Raw genomic sequence first — 21997 nt, 5'->3', positions numbered from 1 at the left:
GCCTGTGGTAGTTTGACAGATAATAGGCGGCTTTTTTATTTCAGGCCGAAACATGACTGATTACCTGCTGCTCTTTGTCGGAACTGTACTGGTCAATAACTTTGTACTGGTCAAATTCCTGGGCCTTTGTCCCTTTATGGGCGTATCCAAAAAACTGGAAACCGCCATGGGGATGGGCCTCGCGACGACCTTTGTCATGACGCTGGCGTCGATATGCGCCTGGCTTATCGACACCTGGATACTTATTCCGCTGGATCTGATTTATCTGCGGACGCTGGCCTTTATCCTCGTCATTGCTGTGGTCGTGCAATTTACCGAAATGGTTGTACGGAAAACCAGCCCGGCGTTATACCGCTTGTTAGGCATCTTCTTACCACTGATTACCACTAACTGTGCGGTTCTGGGCGTAGCGTTACTGAATATTAATCTCGGTCATCACTTTCTTCAGTCGGCGCTGTACGGATTTTCCGCCGCCGTCGGTTTTTCATTAGTGATGGTTCTGTTTGCCGCCATCCGCGAACGCCTTGCCGTGGCGGATGTGCCCGCCCCTTTTCGTGGTAACGCGATAGCATTGATTACCGCAGGATTAATGTCTTTGGCCTTTATGGGCTTTAGTGGTTTGGTGAAGTTGTAATGAATACTATCTGGATTGCCGTTGGCGCCCTGACCCTTCTGGGCCTGGTGTTCGGCGCCATTCTGGGTTATGCCTCCCGCCGATTCGCGGTTGAAGATGATCCGGTTGTTGAAAAAATCGATGCGATTTTGCCGCAGAGCCAGTGTGGTCAGTGCGGCTATCCCGGCTGTCGCCCCTACGCCGAAGCCGTGGGTCTCCAGGGCGAGAAAATCAATCGTTGCGCGCCCGGCGGCGAAGCCGTCATGCTGAAAATGGCAGAGCTGCTAAACGTAGAGCCGCAGCCATGCGATGGTGAAGAACAGCAGGCCGCGCCAGTACGTATGCTGGCAGTTATTGATGAAAATAACTGCATTGGCTGCACAAAATGCATTCAGGCCTGCCCGGTTGACGCCATCGTTGGCGCAACGCGCGCCATGCACACGGTCATGAGCGATCTCTGTACTGGCTGTAATCTGTGTGTCGATCCGTGTCCGACGCACTGCATCGAATTACGTCCGGTGAATGAGACGCCCGACAGTTGGAAATGGGATTTGAACACCATTCCCGTTCGCATCATTCCCGTGGAACAACATGCTTAAACTATTTTCCGCTTTCAGAAAAGATAAAATCTGGGATTTCGACGGTGGTATTCATCCGCCCGAAATGAAGACCCAGTCAAACGGCACGCCGCTGCGCCAGGTGCCTTTAGCGCCGCGCTTTGTTATCCCTTTAAAACAGCACATTGGCGCTGAGGGCGAGCTGTGCGTTAGCGTCGGCGATCGCGTGCTACGCGGCCAGGCGCTTACCCGTGGACGTGGGAGAATGCTGCCGGTACACGCGCCCACCTCCGGGACGGTTATCGCTATTGCCCCCCACTCGACGGCACATCCTTCGGCGCTGGCGGAGTTAAGCGTCATCATTGATGCCGACGGCGAGGACCGCTGGATTGAACGCGAGGGCTGGTCTGATTACCGCGCCCACAGCCGTGAAGCGCTCATTGAACGCATTCATCAGTATGGCGTTGCCGGGCTTGGCGGCGCAGGGTTTCCCACCGGCGTTAAATTGCAGGGCGGCGGCGATAAAATCACTACGCTTATTATCAATGCCGCAGAGTGCGAACCTTACATTACGGCGGACGATCGTCTGATGCAGGACTGCGCCGCGCAGATTGTGGAAGGTATTCGCATCCTGGCGCATATTCTGCAACCGCGTGAGGTTTTAATCGGCATTGAAGATAACAAACCGCAGGCTATTTCCATGCTGCGTGCCGTACTGGCTGACGCTCACGACATTTCGTTACGTGTTATCCCAACCAAATACCCTTCCGGCGGCGCAAAACAGCTCACCCAAATACTGACGGGAAAACAGGTTCCCCACGGCGGGCGATCCTCTGATATTGGCGTGCTGATGCAAAACGTCGGTACGGCTTATGCCGTTAAACGCGCCGTGGTTGACGGCGAACCGATCACAGAACGCGTCGTCACCTTAACGGGTGAAGCGGTAAGCCGTCCGGGTAACGTCTGGGCGCGGCTCGGCACTCCCGTTCGTCATTTGCTTAACGATGCCGGGTTCTGCCCTTCCGCTGACCAGATGGTCATCATGGGCGGCCCGTTGATGGGATTCACCCTTCCCTGGCTTGACGTACCGGTCGTAAAAATCACCAACTGCCTGCTGGCTCCATCCGTGACTGAAATGGGAGCGCCTCAGGAAGAGAAAAGCTGTATTCGTTGCAGCGCTTGCGCTGACGCTTGCCCTGCCGACCTTTTACCGCAGCAGCTTTATTGGTTCAGCAAAGGGCAGCAGCATGACAAGGCTACCGCTCACCATATTGCTGATTGTATAGAATGCGGCGCCTGCGCCTGGGTCTGCCCGAGTAATATTCCGCTCGTCCAATATTTCCGTCAGGAAAAAGCGGAGATTAATGCGATCAGGCTTGAAGAAAAACGCGCCGCCGAAGCCAAAGCACGTTTTGAGGCTCGTCAGGCAAGACTGGAGCGCGAAAAAGCCGCCCGCCTTGCACGTCACAAGAGCGCAGCGGTACAACCAGCGGCAAAAGATCAGGATGCCATTGCCGCTGCGCTGGCGCGGGTAAAAGAGAAACAGGCGCAGGCCACGCAACCGGTGGTTATTCAGGCGGGTAGTCTGCCAGACAATAGCGCCGTCATCGCGGCCCGTGAAGCGCGTAAAGCGCAAGCGCGCGCTAAACAAGCCGCTCATCCGATGGCTGACAGCGCGATACCCGGCGACGACCCGCGTAAAGCTGCAGTGGAGGCAGCCATCGCCCGCGCCAAAGCCCGTAAGCAGGAGCAGCAGGCCGGAAGCGAACCGGCCGATCCGCGTAAAGCTGCAGTGGAAGCGGCTATCGCCCGCGCCAAAGCCCGCAAGCAGGAGCAGCAGACCGGAAGCGAACCTGCCGAACCGGTCGATCCGCGTAAAGCTGCGGTGGAAGCGGCCATCGCCCGCGCCAAAGCCCGCAAGCAGGAGCAGCAGGCCGGAAGCGAACCGGTCGATCCGCGCAAAGCCGCGGTGGAGGCGGCTATCGCCCGCGCCAAAGCCCGCAAGCAGGAGCAGCAGGCCGGAAGCGAACCTGTCGAACCGGCCGACCCGCGTAAAGCCGCGGTTGCTGCGGCGATCGCCCGCGTTCAGGCAAAAAAAGCAGCACAGCAGCAGGTTGTTAACGAGGACTAAATGGTATTCAGAATCGCAAGCTCGCCTTATACCCATAACCAGCGCCAGACATCGCGAATCATGTTGCTGGTATTAATCGCCGCTCTGCCGGGGATTGCCGCGCAGACGTGGTTTTTTGGTTGGGGAACGCTTTTCCAGATCGTTCTGGCTGCCATCACGGCGCTCGTCGCAGAAGCCATTGTCCTTAGACTGCGCAAACAATCGGTCGCCAGTCACCTGCAGGATTATTCCGCGTTATTGACGGGGCTTTTGCTGGCGGTCAGCATCCCTCCGCTTGCGCCCTGGTGGATGGTCGTGCTGGGAACCGGATTCGCCATTATTATCGCTAAACAGTTATATGGCGGGCTGGGACAAAACCCCTTTAATCCGGCCATGATCGGCTACGTGGTGCTATTAATTTCCTTTCCGGTGCAAATGACAAGCTGGTTGCCGCCTTATGAAATAGCCGCAACAACGCCCGATATGCTGGACACGTTGCGGATGATTTTTACCGGGCATACCGCCAGCGGCGGCGATATGACACTGCTACGTATTGGTATTGACGGTATCAGCCAGGCGACGCCGCTGGATACGTTTAAAACGTCCTTGCGCGCCGGGCACTCCGTTGAGCAAATCATGCAGTACCCGATATACAGCGGCGCGCTGGCTGGCGTGGGCTGGCAGTGGATTAACCTCGCCTGGCTTGTCGGCGGCGTATTCCTGCTGTGGCAAAAAGCTATCCGCTGGCATATCCCGGTCAGTTTTCTACTGACGCTGGCGCTATGCGCCGCGTTAGGTTGGCTTTTCTCGCCCGCTACGCTGGCCTCGCCGCAGCTTCATCTGCTGTCAGGCGCCACCATGCTGGGCGCATTTTTTATCTTGACGGATCCGGTTACCGCCTCCACGACCAACCGTGGACGTTTAATTTTCGGCGCGCTGGCTGGGGTATTAGTGTGGCTGATTCGTAGCTTCGGCGGCTATCCGGACGGCGTTGCTTTTGCTGTCCTGTTGGCGAATATCACGGTTCCTCTGATCGACTACTACACGCGCCCCCGCGTCTATGGACATCGCAAAGGATAAACCATGCTGAAAACGATTCGTAAACACGGTATTACGCTGGCGCTTTTTGCCGCAGGCTCTACGGGATTGACCGCGGTGATTAATCAGATGACAAAATCAACCATCCACGAACAAGCGCTACAACAACAACATGCCCTGTTCGATCAGGTATTGCCGCCAGATCGTTACAATAATAATCTGCAAGAGAGCTGTTATCTGGTCGATGCGCCCGCCCTCGGCAAAGGCACACACCGTGTTTTTATCGCTCGCAAGGATGATAAACCCGTAGCGGCCATCATTGAGGCCACCGCGCCAGATGGCTATTCCGGCGCTATCCAGCTTATTGTTGGCGCAGATTTCAACGGTACCGTCCTGGGAACGCGTGTGACGGAACATCATGAGACGCCAGGGTTAGGTGATAAAATTGAGCGCCGTTTGTCTGACTGGATTACCCACTTTAGCGGTAAAACCATCAGCGGTGAAAATGATACGCACTGGGCGGTGAAAAAAGATGGCGGTGATTTTGATCAATTTACCGGGGCGACAATAACGCCGCGCGCCGTAGTGAATGCGGTTAAACGCGCCGGGCTGTACGCCGAATCACTGCCCGCTCAGCTCCCCCATTTAACCGCCTGTGGAGAATAGCCATGAGCGAAATAAAAGACATTGTTGTTCAGGGGTTATGGAAAAATAACTCTGCTCTGGTGCAGCTACTTGGCCTGTGCCCTTTACTGGCGGTGACGTCTACGGCAACCAACGCTCTGGGGCTGGGTCTGGCCACAACGCTGGTATTAACGCTGACCAACCTTACGGTGTCCGCACTACGTCGCTGGACGCCGGCAGAAATCCGTATCCCGATTTACGTTATGATCATTGCCTCGGTGGTAAGCGCAGTACAGATGCTGATCAATGCGTATGCGTTCGGTTTGTATCAATCTTTAGGGATTTTTATTCCGCTGATTGTAACGAACTGCATTGTTGTTGGTCGCGCCGAAGCATTTGCCGCGAAAAAAGGACCGTGGCTTTCCGCGTTGGACGGTTTTTCCATCGGCATGGGCGCGACAGGCGCGATGTTCGTGCTGGGTTCGCTGCGCGAGATCCTCGGGAATGGTACGCTTTTCGATGGCGCGGATAGCCTGCTGGGAGGCTGGGCAAAAGTATTACGGGTCGAGATATTTCACACCGACTCGCCTTTCCTGCTGGCGATGCTGCCGCCAGGCGCGTTTATCGGCCTGGGGCTCATGCTGGCGGTAAAATATCTTATTGATGAAAAAATGAAGAAACGCCGCGCCGAAACCGTGCCTTCCGCTGTTCCGGCAGGTGAAACAGGGAAAGTCTGATGAACAAAGCAAAAAGGCTGGAAATTCTGACGCGCCTGCGCGACAACAATCCGCACCCCACAACGGAACTCAATTTCACGTCGCCGTTTGAGTTGCTGATTGCCGTGTTGCTTTCCGCGCAAGCAACCGACGTCAGCGTGAACAAGGCTACCGCCAAACTTTACCCGGTCGCCAATACGCCAGCCGCGATGCTGGAACTGGGCGTAGAAGGCGTGAAATCCTATATCAAAACCATCGGTTTATTTAACAGTAAAGCGGAAAACGTGATTAAGACCTGCCGTATTTTACTGGACAAGCATAATGGCGAAGTGCCGGAGGATCGGGCGGCGCTGGAAGCGCTTCCCGGCGTGGGGCGTAAAACCGCTAACGTGGTGCTAAATACCGCCTTCGGCTGGCCGACCATCGCCGTTGATACGCATATATTTCGTGTATGCAACCGAACACAGTTCGCACCGGGTAAAAATGTCGAGCAGGTAGAAGAGAAGTTACTAAAAGTGGTGCCGAATGAGTTCAAAGTGGACTGTCATCACTGGTTAATTTTGCATGGCCGCTATACCTGTATCGCCCGAAAACCCCGCTGCGGCTCCTGCCTCATTGAAGACCTTTGCGAATACAAAGAAAAAGTCGATATTTGATATGCTCGGAGCGCGTCCGTCACGCCAGCGCGCTCCCACCTTCGGCCTGGATCTATTTTAGCCATCAATCATTCCAGTCTCTGTCCTTTTTCTGATGTAATGTGCTTTCGTTTTCCCTCCACGTCAGGTTAATCATTTTTTTAATCGCAAAAATTTCTATCTATCCGTGATCAGGATCACTTTGATAACTTCATGTGAAATTTAATGACACCTAAGGTTACATTTACAACCGGATAGACTGACGCCCCGTTTTCACTACAAAATATTACTCTGCCATTTTTTCAGATAATGGCCTATATCACTGCTTTTCACCTTAAATAGCAGAAGATATCGCCTTTCACCCAAACCAATGGCCTTTTTGCAGTGTAAAAATCTGCCATTCTTCAAATGAAGAAATTTAACGCTGGATAACATTTCTGACATCGGACGATTCAACCAGAAGAGTTATATGTAACAGATTATTACAAAGCTCTTGTCTGGAGAGGAAAGATAGTGAACATTACCTGCCGTTTCCCCTCCAATATAACAATCGGACGGATGAGTCTGACTCATCACGCGCCAGACAATCCCTGTTAATACGGGGCGTAAAAAAGAGGTAAAAGTGTCTACTGCAAACAAAAAACCAACTGAAAGCGTCAGTTTGAACGCTTTCAAACAACCGAAGGCGTTCTATCTCATCTTCTCGATAGAGTTATGGGAGCGTTTTGGTTATTACGGCCTGCAAGGCATTATGGCCGTCTACCTGGTAAAACAACTGGGTATGTCAGAAGCGGATTCCATCACCCTTTTCTCTTCCTTCAGTGCGCTGGTGTACGGCCTGGTCGCCATTGGCGGTTGGTTAGGTGATAAAATTCTGGGCACCAAACGCGTTATTATGCTGGGTGCCGTGGTGCTGGCTATCGGTTATGCGCTGGTCGCATGGTCTGGTCATGACGCTGGCATCGTCTATATGGGCATGGCGGCTATCGCTGTGGGTAACGGTCTGTTTAAAGCTAACCCGTCTTCCCTGCTGTCTACCTGTTACGCGAAGGACGATCCGCGTCTCGACGGCGCATTTACGATGTATTATATGTCCGTCAACATCGGCTCCTTCTTCTCTATGCTGGCGACGCCGTGGCTGGCGGCGCGTTATGGCTGGAGCACCGCGTTTGCGCTTAGCGTCGTCGGTATGCTGATAACCGTCGTTAACTTTGCTTTCTGCCAGCGCTGGGTGAAAAGCTACGGTTCCAAACCCGACTTTGAACCGATCAACTTCCGTAATCTGCTGCTGACAATCGTCGGTATTGTCGTTCTGATTGCGGTCGCCACCTGGCTGCTGCACAACCAGGATATCGCGCGTATGGTGCTGGGCGTAATCGCTCTTGGCATCGTCATTATCTTCGGTAAAGAAGCGTTTTCCATGCACGGCGCGGCTCGCCGTAAAATGATCGTCGCCTTTATTTTGATGCTGCAGGCGATTATCTTCTTCGTACTGTACAGCCAGATGCCGACGTCGCTGAACTTCTTTGCCATTCGTAACGTCGAGCACTCTATTCTCGGTATCGCGTTCGAACCGGAACAGTATCAGGCGCTGAACCCATTCTGGATCATTATCGGCAGCCCGATTCTGGCTGCTATCTATAACAGGATGGGCGATACGCTGCCGATGCCGATGAAATTCGCCATTGGTATGGTGCTGTGTTCCGGCGCGTTCCTGATTCTGCCGCTGGGCGCCAAATTTGCGAACGATGCCGGCATCGTATCCGTAAACTGGCTGATCGCAAGCTACGGCCTGCAAAGTATCGGTGAGCTGATGATCTCCGGTCTGGGACTGGCAATGGTCGCACAGTTGGTTCCGCAGCGTCTGATGGGCTTCATCATGGGTAGCTGGTTCCTGACAACGGCAGGCGCTAACATCATCGGCGGTTATGTCGCCAACCTGATGGCTGTGCCGAGCGACGTGACTGACCCACTGATGTCCCTGGAAGTCTATGGTCGCGTATTTATGCAGATTGGCATAGCAACCGCCGTTATCGCCATCCTGATGCTGCTGACAGCGCCTAAGCTGAACCGTATGACCCAGGACGATGATAACGCTGAAAAAGGCTCTAAAGCCGCTACAGTTTAATTTTCCGGGAAACAACATTCAGGCCGCTAACTGTGCGTTAGCGGCTTTTTTTTTGCTCGTCCCCGCACTACCATACTTTAAACCTCAGCAAAAAGGAGTTACCGATGAAACTGTTCTACAAACCGGGTGCCTGCTCTCTTGCTTCCCATATTACCCTACGCGAAATTGGCAAAGACTTTACGCTTGATGGCGTCGATCTCGCAAAAAAACGCCTGGAAAATGGTGATGATTACCTGGCAGTCAACCCTAAAGGACAGGTTCCGGCTCTGCTGCTGGATGACGGCACACTGTTGACTGAAGGCGTCGCCATTATGCAGTACCTCGCAGACAGCGTTCCCGACCGCCAGCTTCTGGCACCGGTAAGTAGTCTTGCGCGCTATCATACGCTGGAATGGCTCAACTATATTGCAACGGAACTGCATAAAGGCTTTACCCCGCTGTTCCGCCCTGACACGCCGGAAACTCTTAAACCCGCCGTTCGCGCCGGTCTGGAAAAGAAATTGCAGTATGTGGATGAGTCGCTTTCAGACGACCAGTGGATTTGCGGCCAGCGTTTTACCATTGCAGACGCTTATCTGTTTACCGTATTGCGTTGGGCCTATGGCGTAAAACTGAATATGGACGGGTTAACGCATATTGAAAGTTATATGCAGCGTGTCGCAAAAAGACCGACCGTTGCGGCAGCGCTTAAAGCGGAAGGACTGAATTAATGTCATGTTGCCGGATAGCTCGCTGTAGCGCCATCCGGCCTCTTTTTAGCAGCAATAATTACAGCCGCGTTGCGCTGAAGTAATGTTCAGGGTTAGCGATCCTGTCCTGGGCCGCCACGACCTGCAGTTCGTACTCCTGCATCGTTTTGGTGGCGATCATAATCTCATAGACTGCCGCCGTAACGTGCTCCAGCGCCTGCTGCAACGTCGCGCCCTGCAAAAGTTTGACCAGCAATAAACCACTGGTGACATCGCCAACGCCAACCGGCTGACGTGAGCCGAAATCCACCAGCGGACGGCTAATATGCCAGGCTTCCTGCGCTGTCACCAGCAGCATTTCAAAGCGTTCTGAACTGTAACCGGCGCGGGCGAGATGTTTTACCAGTACAATTTCTGGCCCCTGAGCAATCAGTTCTCGCGCCGCCTGCACGGCGTCATTCACATTATTCACGCTATGTTTGCTGAGAATTTCCAGTTCAATCAGGTTAGGCGCGATAATATCGCTGGCGGGTAGCGCATAACGCACATGGAACTCTGCGACGCCAGGCGCCACGATACAACCCTTTTCCGGATGCCCCATCACGGGATCACAGAAATATTTTGCCTGCGGATTTGCTGCTTTAACCTGGCGCACAATACCGAGAATGTGTTCTCCCTGCTCGGCAGATCCCAGGTAACCGCTAAGTACGGCGTCGCAGTGCGCTAACTGGCCAATGTCCGCAATCCCCTGGACAATCTCAGTCAGATGGCTGGGCGGCATGACACAGCCGGTCCATTTACCATATTGCGTGTGGTTAGAAAACTGAACGGTATTCAGCGGCCAAACATTCGCGCCAAGACGGCGCATGGGAAATTCGGCGGCGCTGTTGCCCGCATGTCCGAAAACAACATGGGACTGGATAGCGAGGATATTCTTCATTTTTTTACCTGAACATCAAAAATAAGGGAGTGATTTCTCACTCCCTGTTACTTAATGCCTTATTTCCAGCAAATCAGACAATAGTTCTTTTTGCCGCGACGTAATAAGGTATAGCGGCCAAACAGACGGTCCTCATCGTTAAAGATGTATTCAGGATCGGATTGTTTTTCACCATTGATAGTGACAGCGTTGGAGGCGATAGTCTTACGCGCCTGACCACGCGACGGCTGGAGTTCGGCGTCTACCAGCGCCTGCATCAGGTCGGCGCCTTTTTCCATTTCAACCATCGGTACGCCGTCCTGCGCCAACTGCTCAAAGTCAGCTTCGCTCAGCGCGCTCAGTGAACCGCTGAACAGGCATTCAGTGATCCGTTTCGCCGCGACCAGCCCCTCTTCACCATGAACCAGGCGCGTCACCTGCTCGGCCAGCACATACTGCGCGCGCGGCGCTTTACCGCTGTTTTTATCTTCTTCTTCCAGGGCATTGATCTCTTCAATGTCCATAAAAGTGAAGAATTTCAGGAAGCGATAAACATCGGCATCTGCGGTGTTAATCCAGAACTGGTAGAATTTGTACGGACTGGTTTTCTTCGGATCCAGCCAGACAGCGCCGCCTTCGGTTTTACCGAATTTCGTGCCGTCAGCTTTGGTGATCAGCGGAACGGTCAAACCAAATACCTGATTCTGGTGCAGGCGACGGGTCAGGTCGATACCGGAAGTGATGTTCCCCCACTGGTCAGAACCGCCAATCTGTAAGGCAACGCCGTGCAGTTTATTCAGACAAGCGAAGTCGTACCCCTGTAGCAGGTTATAAGAGAACTCCGTGAAAGAGATACCCTGATCGTCACGGTTCAGACGCTGCTTCACCGCTTCTTTGTTGATCATCTGATTTACGGAAAAATGTTTACCGATATCGCGCAGGAAAGTCAGCACATTCATGCAGCCGAACCAGTCATAGTTATTGGCCGCGATGGCGGAGTTTTCGCCGCAATCAAAGTCCAGGAATGGGGCAACCTGTTTACGAATTTTCGCCACCCACTCCTGAACGGTCTCTTCAGTGTTCAGTTTACGCTCGGCGGCTTTGAAGCTCGGGTCGCCAATCAGACCGGTCGCGCCGCCTACCAGCGCAACAGGTTTGTGCCCTGCCTGCTGGAAGCGTTTCAGGCATAACAATGGAACCAGATGCCCCAAATGCAAGCTGTCAGCGGTAGGATCGAAGCCGCAATAGAGCGCGATCGGGCCTTGCGCCAGTCGCTCTGCCAACGCGTCTTCGTCCGTCACCTGGGCTACCAGCCCCCGCTCTTGCAATTGTTTAATCAAGTTACTGCTTGCCATCAAAATCTCCATGTATAAAACGACTGCACCTTTGCCGGTACACGACTTTTCGCCAGACGCGAAAGAGACATAGCATAAAACGGCGGATTCATCCGCACCAGTGCTTAAAACAAGATTTTTGCATCTTTAGGGTGCAAGACGGTCGATTTTCCATGCGCCGTCGTCGCGTTGGTATAAAAAGCGATCGTGCAGACGATGTTCGCCGCCCTGCCAGAACTCCATCTGTTCAATACTCACGCGAAAACCGCCCCAGAAGCTGGGTAGCGGCACTTCGCCCTGTTGAAACTTCTGCTTAAGCTCCAGGAATTTGCTTTCGAGGATACCGCGCGCGGAAATGCGGCTGGATTGTTTAGAGACCCATGCGCCGATCTGGCTGTCGCGCGGACGGCTGTGGAAATACCTCACCACCTCAAGAGTGGAGAGACGCTCGGCTTTGCCTGTCACCATCACCTGGCGTTCAAGCATATGCCAGGGAAATAACAGGCTGATACGCGGATTGTGCTCAATCTGATGCGCCTTGCGGCTTCCCAGGTTGGTATAAAAGACCAGGCCTTTTTCATCATAATGCTTGAGCAATACAATACGCTGGTACGGTTGCCCCTTGTCATCTACGGTCGCCACGACCATTGCCGTCGGATCGGCCAGTCTGGCGTCGCACGCTTGCCCAAGCCAGCGCTCAAATAAGGTTAACGGTTCAGCGGGTAAATCGCGGCGACGCAAGCCGCCTTTCGTGTATTCACGGCGCAGATGCGCGATCTGCTGCAATTGGTCGTTATCAGACATGGCGTTGATCAGAAATAATCAGTGGGTGGCGCTATTGTGCGCCCCCATACTGAAAATCTCAACGCTTCGGATTTTGTAACTGACAGTTATTAAGCACAATTCTGTCTCGTTTATAGACCGTGGCGCTCTCGCCTTGCGACCAGAAAACATAAATCCCGTCGGTATAACGCGCGCCCGAGGCCGAGATTCCTTGCTTCAGGGTCAGCAGCTTATTGTCATAGACAAAACTGACCTCTTCACGCGGGTTATTGACTTTAACGGTAAGCGGCTTCTCATCACACTGGTATTCCAGCGTATCCGTTTGCATACGTTCAACAAATTGTTGATAAACGCTACAGCCGGTCAGCAGCACAGGTAAACACATTATTGCGATCTTTTTCATAGGCATATCCCGAAAGCTCTCCTGCTTCTGGAAGGGCAAACGCCCCTTCCTGACCTTGCTAGTTTACCGATATAGGGTCCGGGAAAAATTCAGTTAACTCTGAGTTATTGGGTTAGCCGGGTAAATAGCGCCTAAAACACTGGCTTCTGTAGCCCCCGTCACGGAAGGTAAATTTCCCGGCAGGCCCGCGAGCGTTCGCCAGGCAAGCCAGGCAAAGGCCAGCGCTTCCATATCATCGCCGCTGATCCCCGCCTTATCGGTGGTCGAAACCTCGATACCGGGCAACAGCGCCGCCAGACGGGCCATCACTAACGGATTCCGGCTTCCGCCGCCACAAACCATCAGCCGCTCGCAGCCGCCATTGAGCAGCACCTGTTGGGCGATGGAGACCGCCGTCAGCTCCGCCAGCGTGGCCTGTACATCGCGCGCGTCTGCGCCAGGGAAAGCCGTAAGATGACGCTCTAACCAGCCATAGTTGAAATATTCGCGTCCTGTACTTTTGGGCGCCGACGCAGCAAAGTACGGATCGCGCAACATCTTTTGCAGCAATGGAAGAATAACCTGACCTTCTTTCGCCCATGCCGCGTCTTTGTCGTAGGGCTGCGCGCATTGTCGCCAAATCCACGCATCCATCAACATATTACCCGGCCCCGTGTCGTACCCGCGCACCGCCTGTCCGGGGAAAAGCAGAGATAAATTGGCGATGCCGCCGATATTCAGGACCATACGTTTTTCCGTCGGATGTCCCAACAGCGCGTGATGGAAAGCGGGCACCAGCGGCGCGCCTTGTCCGCCCAGCGCAATATCCCGCCGCCGAAAATCGCCGACCACTGTAATCCCCGTATGGGCGACGATGTGATTATTATCGCCAATTTGCAGCGTATGCGGGGCCTCGCCGGTCGGCTCATGCCAGACCGTTTGCCCATGACAACCAATGGCGACGATATCCCGCGGCTGCAAACGTTGTTGCGCTAACAGCGCATTAACCGCCTGTGCAAAAAGCCGGCCTAACTGGGTATCCAGCTGGCCGAGTTGCGAGAGCGTAAGCGGTTGTCCCTGGCAAATATCGAGAATGCCTTTTTTCAGATGAACGGGAATGGGCCAGGTGAGACTTGCCTGTTGCGCAACCATGGTTTCATCAATTGCCGCCAGTACAACATCCACGCCATCAAGGCTGGTCCCGGACATAACGCCAATAAAACGGCCCGATTTCATACCTCTTCCTTATTAAGCTGGGTTAAGCCTTAACACTCGGCATAACGTATTTTGCAATGCGATGCCCGCGTCACGTTTTTTGCCGTGCCGTCCACGGATATCAATAACCTATCTTTTCTTGCTTCCCACTTCGTTTAAGATTAGTTAATTAACTTCTGATTATGATTTTTACATTCTTTCGGCAGAAGATATGACCTTAACTGCATAAATGCCATATAATTTAGCTATAGGGATGCTGAAATAGCGTTTCGTGAAGAACAGGAGATGGGTAAATGATTAAACGTGTACTGGCCGTTTCACTGATGGGGTTATCCTTAGCTGGGTGTGTTAACAATGATAGCCTTTCGGGTGATGTTTATACCGCATCCGAGGCTAAACAAGTTCAGAATGTAACGTACGGTACTATCGTTAACGTTCGTCCGGTTCAAATTCAGGGCGGTGATGATTCTAACGTGATTGGCGCTATCGGCGGCGCGGTGTTGGGCGGATTCCTCGGCAACACTATCGGCGGTGGTACGGGTCGTTCACTGGCGACCGCGGCAGGCGCGGTGGCTGGCGGCGTAGCGGGCCAGGGCGTCCAGAGCGCAATGAATAAAACCCAGGGTGTGGAACTGGAAATTCGTAAAGACGATGGCAACACCATTATGGTTGTGCAGAAACAAGGAAATACGCGTTTCTCGGCAGGTCAGCGTGTCGTGCTGGCCAGCAATGGCAGCCAGGTTACTGTCTCTCCACGCTAAACCAGGCTTTACGTGTGGTCACATGGCCACACGTATGCCCCTGCACCTCAATCGTGAGAGTGCAATTCCATAATGTTGTGTTCAAGTTTAGCGACAAGTTTAATCAGAAGCTCAATCTCCTCTGAAGAAATCCCAGCCAAAATTTCACCGCGCGTTTTATGAATGACCTCTTCCATCTCAGCGATCAGCGGCTCCGCTTTTTCGGTCAGTTTAATCCGCTTAGCGCGACGATCGCTGGCGCAGGTTTGCCGCGAAATTAGCCCCTTATCTTCAAGTTGATCCAACGTGCGTACCAGCGATGGCTGCTCAATGCCTATCGCTTTAGCCAATTGAATCTGCGACTGGTCAGGCGGCAATTGATGAATATTGTGCAACGTGACCCAATGTGTCTGCGTCAATTCCAGAGGCTTGAGGCGATGGTCAATCAGAGCACGCCAAATGCGCACCAACCGTGCCAGATCAGAACCTAGTGGCGATTCCAATTTCATCTCCTTATAATTAGCTTGCTAAGTTATTATGCTGATTTTAGAATAGTGTGCAGTATTTGTATTCTCAAAACAAATGTATTGCTAAATTTGCTTACCAATAGACATTTTTTCAGACATAGTGCGCACCTGGCACCTGTAGCTTCAGTTTTGGCTAAAACTAAAGCATCAACGTCTGACGCAAAGGAACATTGCTTGTGAAGTGTATACTCAACGCCACAGGATTGCCCTTACAAGATCTCATGTTGGGAGCATCTGTTTACTTTCCGCCATTCTTTAAAGCCTTTGCGCTTGGGTTCGTTATCTGGTTGTTTATTCACCGACTCCTGCGTGACCGGATATACTCTGATGAAATCTGGCATCCCCTGTTAATGGATCTCTCCCTCTTTACGCTTTGCGTATGTCTGGGCCTCGTTTTACTGATCGCGTGGTAAATATGTCGTTAAAAACAATAAAATATTTTTCTACTCTCATTGTCGCCGTTGTCGCCGTTCTGGCCGCGTGGTGGTTATGGAATTACTATATGCAGTCACCGTGGACGCGCGATGGTAAAATCCGCGCGGAACAGGTCAGCGTAACGCCGCAGGTTTCTGGCAGCATTATCCAACTCAATATCAAAGATAATCAGTTCGTCAACGCCGGGGACGTTCTCTTTGTCATTGATAAAACGCCCTTCCATATTGCAGAACTTAACGCGCAGGCGCAGTTGGCCAAAGCGCAGTCCGATCTGGCAAAAGCGAATAATGAAGCCGATCGACGTCGACATTTATCGCGTAACTACATCTCTGCTGAAGATCTGGATAGCGCCAATCTGAATGTTAAAGCGATGCAGGCCAGCGTAGATGTCGCACTGGCGACGTTAAAACAGGCGCAGTGGCAGCTTAGCCAGACGGAAGTAAAAGCGCCGGTATCCGGCTGGGTGACCAACCTTTCCACGCGTACCGGTGATTATGCCAGTACCGGTAAGCCGCTTTTCGCCCTGGTAGATAGCCATTCATTTTATGTAATGGGATATTTCGAAGAAACCAAACTACGCCATATCCGCGAAGGTGAACCTGCATTAATAACACTGTATAGTGGCAATATTAAGTTACAGGGTCACGTTGGTAGTATCGGGCGCGCTATTTACGACCAAAGCGTGGAAAGCGACTCCGGTTTAGTGCCCGATATCAAACCCAACGTACCGTGGGTACGTCTGGCGCAACGCGTACCGGTACGTATCGAATTTGACGCTTTGCCGCAGGATATCACGCTCGTCTCCGGCACTACCTGCAGCGTAGCCATTGGACAGCGGTAATGAAACTCTCCCTGCCGGCCCTGCGAAATACGCCCTGGTTTAAAGCGACCTCCGGCCAGTGGCGTTACGCGTTGCGCAATACCATTGCCATGTGTCTCGCGCTGACATTCGCTTATTATCTCAATCTGGATGAGCCCTACTGGGCGATGACTTCGGCCGCAGTGGTGAGCTTTCCGACCGTAGGCGGCGTAATCAGTAAAAGTCTGGGGCGTATTGCCGGGAGTTTACTCGGCGCGACCGCCGCGTTGATTATTGCCGGCCATACGCTGAATGAACCCTGGTTGTTCTTATTTAGCATGGCCGCCTGGATCGGTTTTTGTACCTGGGCCTGCGCGCATTTTACCAATAATGTCGCTTATGCTTTCCAGTTGTCCGGCTACACGGCGGCGATCATCGCGTTCCCGATGGTTAATATTGTAGAAATCACGCAGTTGTGGGATATCGCCCAGGCACGTGTATGTGAAGTTATCGTCGGCATCCTCTGTGGCGGCATGATGATGATGATCCTACCCAGCACATCGGATGGCACTGCCCTGCTCACCGCGTTGAAAAACATGCATGCGCGCTTGCTGGAACATGCCAGTCTACTGTGGCAGCCGGAGACTACCGACGCCATCCGCTCCGCGCATGAGGGCGTGATTGGGCAAATCCTGACCATGAACCTGCTGCGTATTCAGGCCTTCTGGAGTCACTACCGTTTTCGCCGCCAGAATACATTGCTAAATGCATTGTTACACCAGCAATTACGGCTAACCAGCGTGATCTCCAGTCTGCGTAGAATGCTTTTAAACTGGCCGACGCCGCCGGAAAACAGCCGCGAAGTCATTGAACAACTCTTAGCTGAGTTGGCAAAACCGCGCGCGGACAGCTACACCGTGGCGCGGATTATTGCGCCGCTACGCCCGCAGGATGAACAGGATTATCGTCACCTCGCGTTCTGGCAGCGATTACGCTATTTTTGCCACTTATATCTGCGCAGCAGCCGTCAGTTATATCTGATCGAAAGCGGCGCGCCGGTAGATCAAATCCATATCCGCCGCACTCCCGGCCTTGCTCGGCATACGGATAACGCAGAGGCCATCTGGAGCGGCGTGCGTACCTTTTGCACGCTCACGGTAATTGGCGCCTGGAGTATTGGCGCGCAATGGGAATCCGGGCCCGGTGCATTAACCCTGGCGGCGATCAGTTGCGTCCTCTACTCCATCGTCGCCACGCCGTTTAAGTCGCTCACCTTATTGATGCGTACTTTAGTGCTGCTGTCCTTATTCAGCTTCGTGGTGAAATTTGGCCTGATGGTGCAAATCACCGATCTGTGGCAATTCTTGCTTTTCCTTTTTCCGCTGTTCGTCACGATGCAACTGCTTAAACTGCAGATGCCTAAGCTGGCGGGACTGTGGGGGCAGCTTATCGTTTTTATGGGCTCATTCATCGCCGTGACCAATCCGCCGGTGTACGACTTCGCCGACTTCCTTAACGATAATACCGCCAAGATCGTCGGCGTCGCGATTTCCTGGCTGGCGTTTGCGATTTTGCGCCCCGGTTCCGATGCCGTAAAAAGCCGCCGCCATATCCGCGCGCTACGCCGGGATTTCGTCGATCAGCTTAGCCGTCACCCTTCCCATAGCGAAAGCGAGTTTGAATCGCTGACCTATCATCACGTCAGTCAGCTCAGCAATAGCCAGGATGCGCTGGCGCGCCGGTGGTTATTACGTTGGGGAGTGGTACTGCTGAACTGCTCGCATGTGGTGTGGCAGCTGCGCGCCTGGGAGTCGCGTTCCGATCCGCTTTCCCGGGTGCGGGATATTTGTATATCCCTGCTGCGCGATGTGATGAGCGAGCGCGGCGTGCAGCAACGCCCGCTTGCCGTCACGCTACAGGAACTACAGCGTATCTGCGACACGCTCGCACATCATCATCAACCCGCCGCGCATGAGCTGGCGGCGATTATCTGGCGTTTACACTGTTCGCTGTCGCAGCTGGAACAGGCTCCAGCGCAGGGAACGCTGGCTCCAGGTTATTTAATGACGCCGCAGGCGTAACGCATTCCGCCGCCGCCGAGCGGTTTCGGCTGATCGGACATGTTATCGCCGCCCACATGGATCATGAGCGCTTTATCTTTCACTTCATCAAGAGACTTCAGACGCGGCGCAGTAACCGGTTCGGTGGCGATACCATCATTATTAACGACTAACACCGGGAGGTCGCCCAGATGCCCCTGGCCTTCCGGTCCTTCATGCTTGCCGGTATTTTGTGGGTCCAGATGACCACCAGCGGCTTCTGCGGCAACCGCTTTGCCGTCTTTAATCGCGGGCTGGCAGCTACCGTTGGCATGAATGTGAAAACCATGCTCGCCCGGCGGCAACGCTTTAAGGTGTGGGGTAAATTTTAAGCCGCCTTCGGTTTCATCGATGACGACGGTGCCGATAGACTGTCCTACGCCTTGCGCCGTCACCAGGTTCATCTCTACTTTCTCGCTGGCGGCCTGCGCACCCGCACAGGCCAACAGCGTCACCATCGCTAAACTTAATCGCTTCATAAAACCTCCGTTACATGTGGTCGCCTGTTAAGTGTAAACCACTAGCGAAAACATGAACGGAAAGTCAACGAGTTGGCGATTACGGCACGTCATAACCCAGTGCCGCCTTGCGGATTCGGAACCACTGTTGACGCGACAATGACAGCGTTTCCGCTTCTAGTGCGGCGCGTACGCGTTCGATTTTACCCGAGCCAATAATCGGCAGCGGCTGCGACGGCAAACGTAAAATCCAGGCATAGACCACCTGTTCAATAGAACTGGCGTTGAGTTCTTGCGCGATAACGGAAAGTTCCTGGCGCAACGGCTGATAAGCCTCATCATTAAACAGACGACCGCCGCCAAGACATGACCAGGCCATCGGACGAATACGCAGTTGCTGTAATTGATCTAATGTGCCGTCCAGCAACAAAGGCTGGTGAACCGGCGAGATCTCCACCTGGTTGGTCGCCAGGGTGAACGGCAGGCGCGATTGCAGTAACGTAAATTGCGCTGGCGTAAAATTAGAAACGCCAAAATGGCGCACTTTGCCGCTTTGGTGCAGATGTTGAAACGCCTCGGCGACGTCATCCGCATCCATTAACGGATCGGGACGGTGAATTAACAACATATCCAGATAATCTGTCGCCAGATTTTTTAATGACTGTTCGGCGCTCAGAATAATATGGCGGCGATCGGTAATATAATGACCGAGCCTATTTTCCGCTCTGGCGGTGGTCGCAATACCGCATTTGGTAACGATTTGCAGTTTTTCCCGCAAATGCGGTGCCAGCGTTAGCGCCTCGCCAAACGCCGCTTCGCACTGATAACCGCCATAAATGTCCGCATGGTCAACGGTAGTGACGCCCAAATCCAGATGTTCTTCGATAAAACTCACTAACTGACGCGCGGACATATTCCAGTCCATCAAACGCCAGTAACCCATGACAAAACGCGAAAATTCCGGGCCTTGTGGAGCGATGGTGACACGCTGAACCATAACAGATTCCTCATAGAGAATAATGAGGTTGAGTATACGCAATTCCGCGTTTAAAAGAGTGAAGGTTGTTGAGGATCTTCCGATGGGAGAGGCTTATTTGCGCGTATTTTACGCAAGAAACGCTGGCGACAAAGCCGCAGTACATTTTGTTTCTCGGCATCGCTCATTTTTTGCCAGTTAAACCGTTCGTCGCGGCTGCGCATACATCCCCGACAAAAGCCACGCTCATCAGACTGGCAGATACCGCGACATGGGCTTGCTACAGGAAAAAACTCCAACTGCTCGGCCACATCCCCTCCTCAACGTTTGGCGCTTATGACTATTGAAGACGCTAACTGACATTATGGCAACTCTGCTTGCAGTAGACCGACTGGTCTACTATACTGCCTGCTATGAATAAGCAAACCGAACACGATACCCGCGAACATCTGCTGGCCACCGGCGAGCAGCTTTGTATGCAACGGGGTTTTACCGGCATGGGGCTTAGCGAGTTGCTCAAAACCGCCCAGGTGCCTAAAGGGTCGTTTTATCACTACTTTCGCTCGAAAGAAGCCTTCGGCGTCGCCATGCTTGAGCGACATTACGCCTGCTATCATCAGCGTCTTACGGCGCACTTCACCTCCGGTCCCGGTAATCATCGCGATCGTCTTCTCGCCTGGTATCAGGAAACGTTAAAGCAGTTTTGCCAGCAAGGCGCCATTAGCGGTTGCCTGACGGTGAAACTGTCAGCGGAAGTCTGCGATCTGTCAGAGGATATGCGCTCTACGATGGATAAAGGGGCGCAGGAGATCATGGCACTGCTTGCACGCGCGCTGGAAGATGGCCGTAATAGCCACTGTTTACATTTCACCGGCCAGCCGTTGCCACAGGCGCAGGTACTTTATGCCCTGTGGCTGGGCGCCAATTTGCAGGCCAAAATATCCCGTAGCGCCGCGCCGCTGGAAAATGCGTTGGCGCATGTTAAGACCATCATTGCAACGCCTGAGCAGTAACAGGCGTTTTTATTTCCTTTATTACAAGACGACCGGTCTACTTATATCAGGAGCCACTATGTCATCAGCAAAACTGTTTACCCCCCTCAAGGTGGGTGCCATCACGGCGACAAATCGCGTATTTATGGCGCCTTTGACGCGTTTGCGGAGTATTGAACCGGGCGACATTCCTACGCCGTTAATGGCGGAATATTACCGTCAACGCGCCAGCGCCGGATTGATCATCAGCGAAGCCACACAAATCTCCGCACAGGCGAAAGGCTATGCCGGCGCACCGGGATTACACAGCGATGAGCAGATCGCCGCCTGGAAAAAAATCACTCAGGGAGTCCATGCCCAGGGCGGCCATATGGCGGTGCAACTGTGGCATACGGGCCGTATTTCACACGCCAGCCTGCAACCAGGCGGACAAGCGCCCGTCGCGCCATCCGCTATCAATGCGGGAACCCGCACCTCTTTGCGTGACGAAAACGGCCAGGCCATCCGCGTAGAGACTTCCACGCCGCGCGCGCTGGATACTCACGAGATCCCCGGGATCGTCAACGATTTCCGCCAGGCTATCGCCAATGCCCGAGAGGCAGGCTTCGATCTGGTGGAGCTGCACTCCGCGCACGGTTATCTGCTGCACCAGTTCCTCTCACCGTCTTCTAATCACCGTACCGATCAGTACGGCGGCAGCGTAGAGAATCGCGCCCGTCTGGTGCTGGAGGTGGTTGATGCCGGCATTAAGGAATGGGGCGCGGACCGTATCGGCATCCGCCTTTCTCCTGTCGGCACTTTCCAGAATGTCGATAACGGCCCGAATGAAGAAGCTGACGCCCTTTATCTGATTGAAGCGTTAGGCAAACGCGGCATCGCTTATCTGCATATGTCTGAACCAGACTGGGCGGGCGGCGAACCGTACAGCGACGCGTTCCGTGAAAAAGTGCGCGCGCGTTTCCACGGTCCCATCATCGGCGCTGGCGCCTATACGCCAGAAAAAGCGGAAGATCTGATCGAAAAAGGGCTGATTGACGCCGTGGCGTTTGGTCGCGATTACATCGCTAACCCGGATCTGGTGGCGCGTCTGCAACGTAAAGCGGAACTTAATCCACAGCGTCCCGAAAGTTTTTATGGCGGCGGCGCGGAAGGCTACACTGACTACCCTACTCTGTAATTTCATTGATAGCGGCCTCACATCGCCGCTATACTTTGAATATCTTGACTA

General features: G+C 53.4%; 24 protein-coding genes. 15 read left to right on the top strand and 9 right to left on the bottom strand.

Annotated features, from left to right (window positions below; translation table 11 throughout):
- Nucleotides 1-52 precede the first annotated feature (52 nt).
- The 9 genes from rsxA to gstA all read left to right on the top strand — a co-directional run bounded on the left by rsxA (nt 53) and on the right by gstA (nt 9131).
- Complete coding sequence (gene rsxA / locus ACLJZ5_RS00880; RefSeq protein WP_000133179.1) at nt 53-634, top strand: electron transport complex subunit RsxA; 582 nt, start codon at nt 53-55, stop codon at nt 632-634.
- The gene (gene rsxB / locus ACLJZ5_RS00875; RefSeq protein WP_001092600.1) at nt 634-1212 is read left to right on the top strand and encodes an electron transport complex subunit RsxB; all 579 of its coding nucleotides are present in this window, start codon (nt 634-636) and stop codon (nt 1210-1212) included. The genes rsxA and rsxB overlap by 1 nt, the downstream gene beginning before the upstream one ends.
- Nucleotides 1205-3301: an electron transport complex subunit RsxC gene (rsxC, locus tag ACLJZ5_RS00870; RefSeq protein ID WP_024798531.1), complete on the top strand. Its 2097-nt coding sequence runs from the start codon at nt 1205-1207 to the stop codon at nt 3299-3301. The genes rsxB and rsxC overlap by 8 nt, the downstream gene beginning before the upstream one ends.
- Complete coding sequence (gene rsxD, locus ACLJZ5_RS00865) at nt 3302-4360, top strand: electron transport complex subunit RsxD (protein WP_000231889.1); 1059 nt, start codon at nt 3302-3304, stop codon at nt 4358-4360.
- Between the two features lie 3 nt (nt 4361-4363).
- Nucleotides 4364-4984 carry an electron transport complex subunit RsxG gene (gene rsxG, locus ACLJZ5_RS00860; RefSeq protein ID WP_000920822.1) on the top strand — a complete coding sequence of 207 codons (621 nt, stop codon included), beginning with the start codon at nt 4364-4366 and terminating at the stop codon, nt 4982-4984.
- A 2-nt stretch (nt 4985-4986) separates the two neighbouring features.
- Nucleotides 4987-5679, top strand: coding sequence for an electron transport complex subunit E (locus ACLJZ5_RS00855; protein ID WP_023195533.1), 693 nt, complete (start codon nt 4987-4989; stop codon nt 5677-5679).
- Nucleotides 5679-6314, top strand: a complete 636-nt coding sequence (gene nth / locus ACLJZ5_RS00850; RefSeq protein ID WP_001030318.1) for an endonuclease III — start codon at nt 5679-5681, stop codon at nt 6312-6314. The genes ACLJZ5_RS00855 and nth overlap by 1 nt, the downstream gene beginning before the upstream one ends.
- A gap of 601 nt (nt 6315-6915) precedes the next feature.
- Entirely contained in the window at nt 6916-8421 is a 1506-nt protein-coding gene (dtpA, locus tag ACLJZ5_RS00845; protein WP_000100909.1) for a dipeptide/tripeptide permease DtpA, read from the top strand.
- Nucleotides 8422-8525: 104 nt separating this feature from the next.
- A complete protein-coding gene (gene gstA / locus ACLJZ5_RS00840; protein WP_000765727.1) occupies nt 8526-9131 on the top strand; it encodes a glutathione transferase GstA in 606 nt (201 codons plus the stop codon).
- 58 nt (nt 9132-9189) lie between these two features.
- Here gstA and pdxY read toward each other — a convergent pair whose 3' ends face one another.
- From pdxY to anmK, 5 genes are all read right to left on the bottom strand, one after another.
- Nucleotides 9190-10050, bottom strand: coding sequence for a pyridoxal kinase PdxY (gene pdxY / locus ACLJZ5_RS00835; RefSeq protein WP_000789736.1), 861 nt, complete (start codon nt 10048-10050; stop codon nt 9190-9192).
- Between the two features lie 59 nt (nt 10051-10109).
- Nucleotides 10110-11384, bottom strand: a complete 1275-nt coding sequence (gene tyrS, locus ACLJZ5_RS00830) for a tyrosine--tRNA ligase (protein ID WP_023891828.1) — start codon at nt 11382-11384, stop codon at nt 10110-10112.
- A 126-nt stretch (nt 11385-11510) separates the two neighbouring features.
- Nucleotides 11511-12167, bottom strand: coding sequence for a pyridoxamine 5'-phosphate oxidase (pdxH, locus tag ACLJZ5_RS00825; protein ID WP_001282334.1), 657 nt, complete (start codon nt 12165-12167; stop codon nt 11511-11513).
- Between the two features lie 58 nt (nt 12168-12225).
- Entirely contained in the window at nt 12226-12555 is a 330-nt protein-coding gene (gene mliC, locus ACLJZ5_RS00820; protein WP_001132086.1) for a C-type lysozyme inhibitor, read from the bottom strand.
- 87 nt (nt 12556-12642) lie between these two features.
- Complete coding sequence (gene anmK, locus ACLJZ5_RS00815; protein WP_000835021.1) at nt 12643-13764, bottom strand: anhydro-N-acetylmuramic acid kinase; 1122 nt, start codon at nt 13762-13764, stop codon at nt 12643-12645.
- Between the two features lie 272 nt (nt 13765-14036).
- On the opposite strand from anmK, the gene slyB reads away from it, so the two are divergent.
- A complete protein-coding gene (gene slyB / locus ACLJZ5_RS00810) occupies nt 14037-14504 on the top strand; it encodes an outer membrane lipoprotein SlyB (protein ID WP_000597179.1) in 468 nt (155 codons plus the stop codon).
- A 47-nt stretch (nt 14505-14551) separates the two neighbouring features.
- Here slyB and slyA read toward each other — a convergent pair whose 3' ends face one another.
- The gene (gene slyA, locus ACLJZ5_RS00805; RefSeq protein WP_000764554.1) at nt 14552-14992 is read right to left on the bottom strand and encodes a transcriptional regulator SlyA; all 441 of its coding nucleotides are present in this window, start codon (nt 14990-14992) and stop codon (nt 14552-14554) included.
- Nucleotides 14993-15186: 194 nt separating this feature from the next.
- On the opposite strand from slyA, the gene ACLJZ5_RS00800 reads away from it, so the two are divergent.
- From ACLJZ5_RS00800 to ACLJZ5_RS00790, 3 genes are read left to right on the top strand one after another with little or no spacing between them, the layout of a single operon-like run.
- Nucleotides 15187-15423, top strand: a complete 237-nt coding sequence (locus ACLJZ5_RS00800) for a DUF1656 domain-containing protein (protein WP_000649755.1) — start codon at nt 15187-15189, stop codon at nt 15421-15423.
- 2 nt (nt 15424-15425) lie between these two features.
- Complete coding sequence (locus tag ACLJZ5_RS00795; RefSeq protein ID WP_024798049.1) at nt 15426-16286, top strand: HlyD family secretion protein; 861 nt, start codon at nt 15426-15428, stop codon at nt 16284-16286.
- On the top strand, nt 16286-18325 hold the full coding sequence (locus ACLJZ5_RS00790) for an FUSC family protein (RefSeq protein ID WP_024798048.1): 2040 nt from the start codon (nt 16286-16288) through the stop codon (nt 18323-18325). Before ACLJZ5_RS00795 ends, ACLJZ5_RS00790 begins: the two co-directional genes overlap by 1 nt.
- Here the strand turns inward: ACLJZ5_RS00790 and sodC2 are convergent.
- From sodC2 to ACLJZ5_RS00775, 3 genes are all read right to left on the bottom strand, one after another.
- On the bottom strand, nt 18301-18822 hold the full coding sequence (gene sodC2 / locus ACLJZ5_RS00785) for a superoxide dismutase [Cu-Zn] SodC2 (protein ID WP_000826820.1): 522 nt from the start codon (nt 18820-18822) through the stop codon (nt 18301-18303). The genes ACLJZ5_RS00790 and sodC2 overlap by 25 nt on opposite strands.
- 79 nt (nt 18823-18901) lie before the next feature.
- Complete coding sequence (locus ACLJZ5_RS00780; protein ID WP_000250721.1) at nt 18902-19798, bottom strand: aldo/keto reductase family oxidoreductase; 897 nt, start codon at nt 19796-19798, stop codon at nt 18902-18904.
- A 50-nt stretch (nt 19799-19848) separates the two neighbouring features.
- Nucleotides 19849-20088: a DUF1289 domain-containing protein gene (locus tag ACLJZ5_RS00775; protein WP_001538148.1), complete on the bottom strand. Its 240-nt coding sequence runs from the start codon at nt 20086-20088 to the stop codon at nt 19849-19851.
- A gap of 102 nt (nt 20089-20190) precedes the next feature.
- Between ACLJZ5_RS00775 and ACLJZ5_RS00770 the strand changes: the two genes are divergently transcribed.
- Both ACLJZ5_RS00770 and ACLJZ5_RS00765 read left to right on the top strand, forming a co-directional pair.
- Nucleotides 20191-20790: a TetR/AcrR family transcriptional regulator gene (locus tag ACLJZ5_RS00770; RefSeq protein WP_001041823.1), complete on the top strand. Its 600-nt coding sequence runs from the start codon at nt 20191-20193 to the stop codon at nt 20788-20790.
- Between the two features lie 58 nt (nt 20791-20848).
- A complete protein-coding gene (locus tag ACLJZ5_RS00765) occupies nt 20849-21946 on the top strand; it encodes an alkene reductase (RefSeq protein ID WP_000092928.1) in 1098 nt (365 codons plus the stop codon).
- Nucleotides 21947-21997: the final 51 nt, after the last annotated feature.

This window comes from Salmonella sp. 5800 (assembly GCF_046558195.1).
In the GTDB taxonomy this organism is placed as follows: Bacteria; Pseudomonadota; Gammaproteobacteria; order Enterobacterales; family Enterobacteriaceae; genus Salmonella; species Salmonella enterica.
This window is presented reverse-complemented; position numbering and strand designations above follow the sequence as displayed.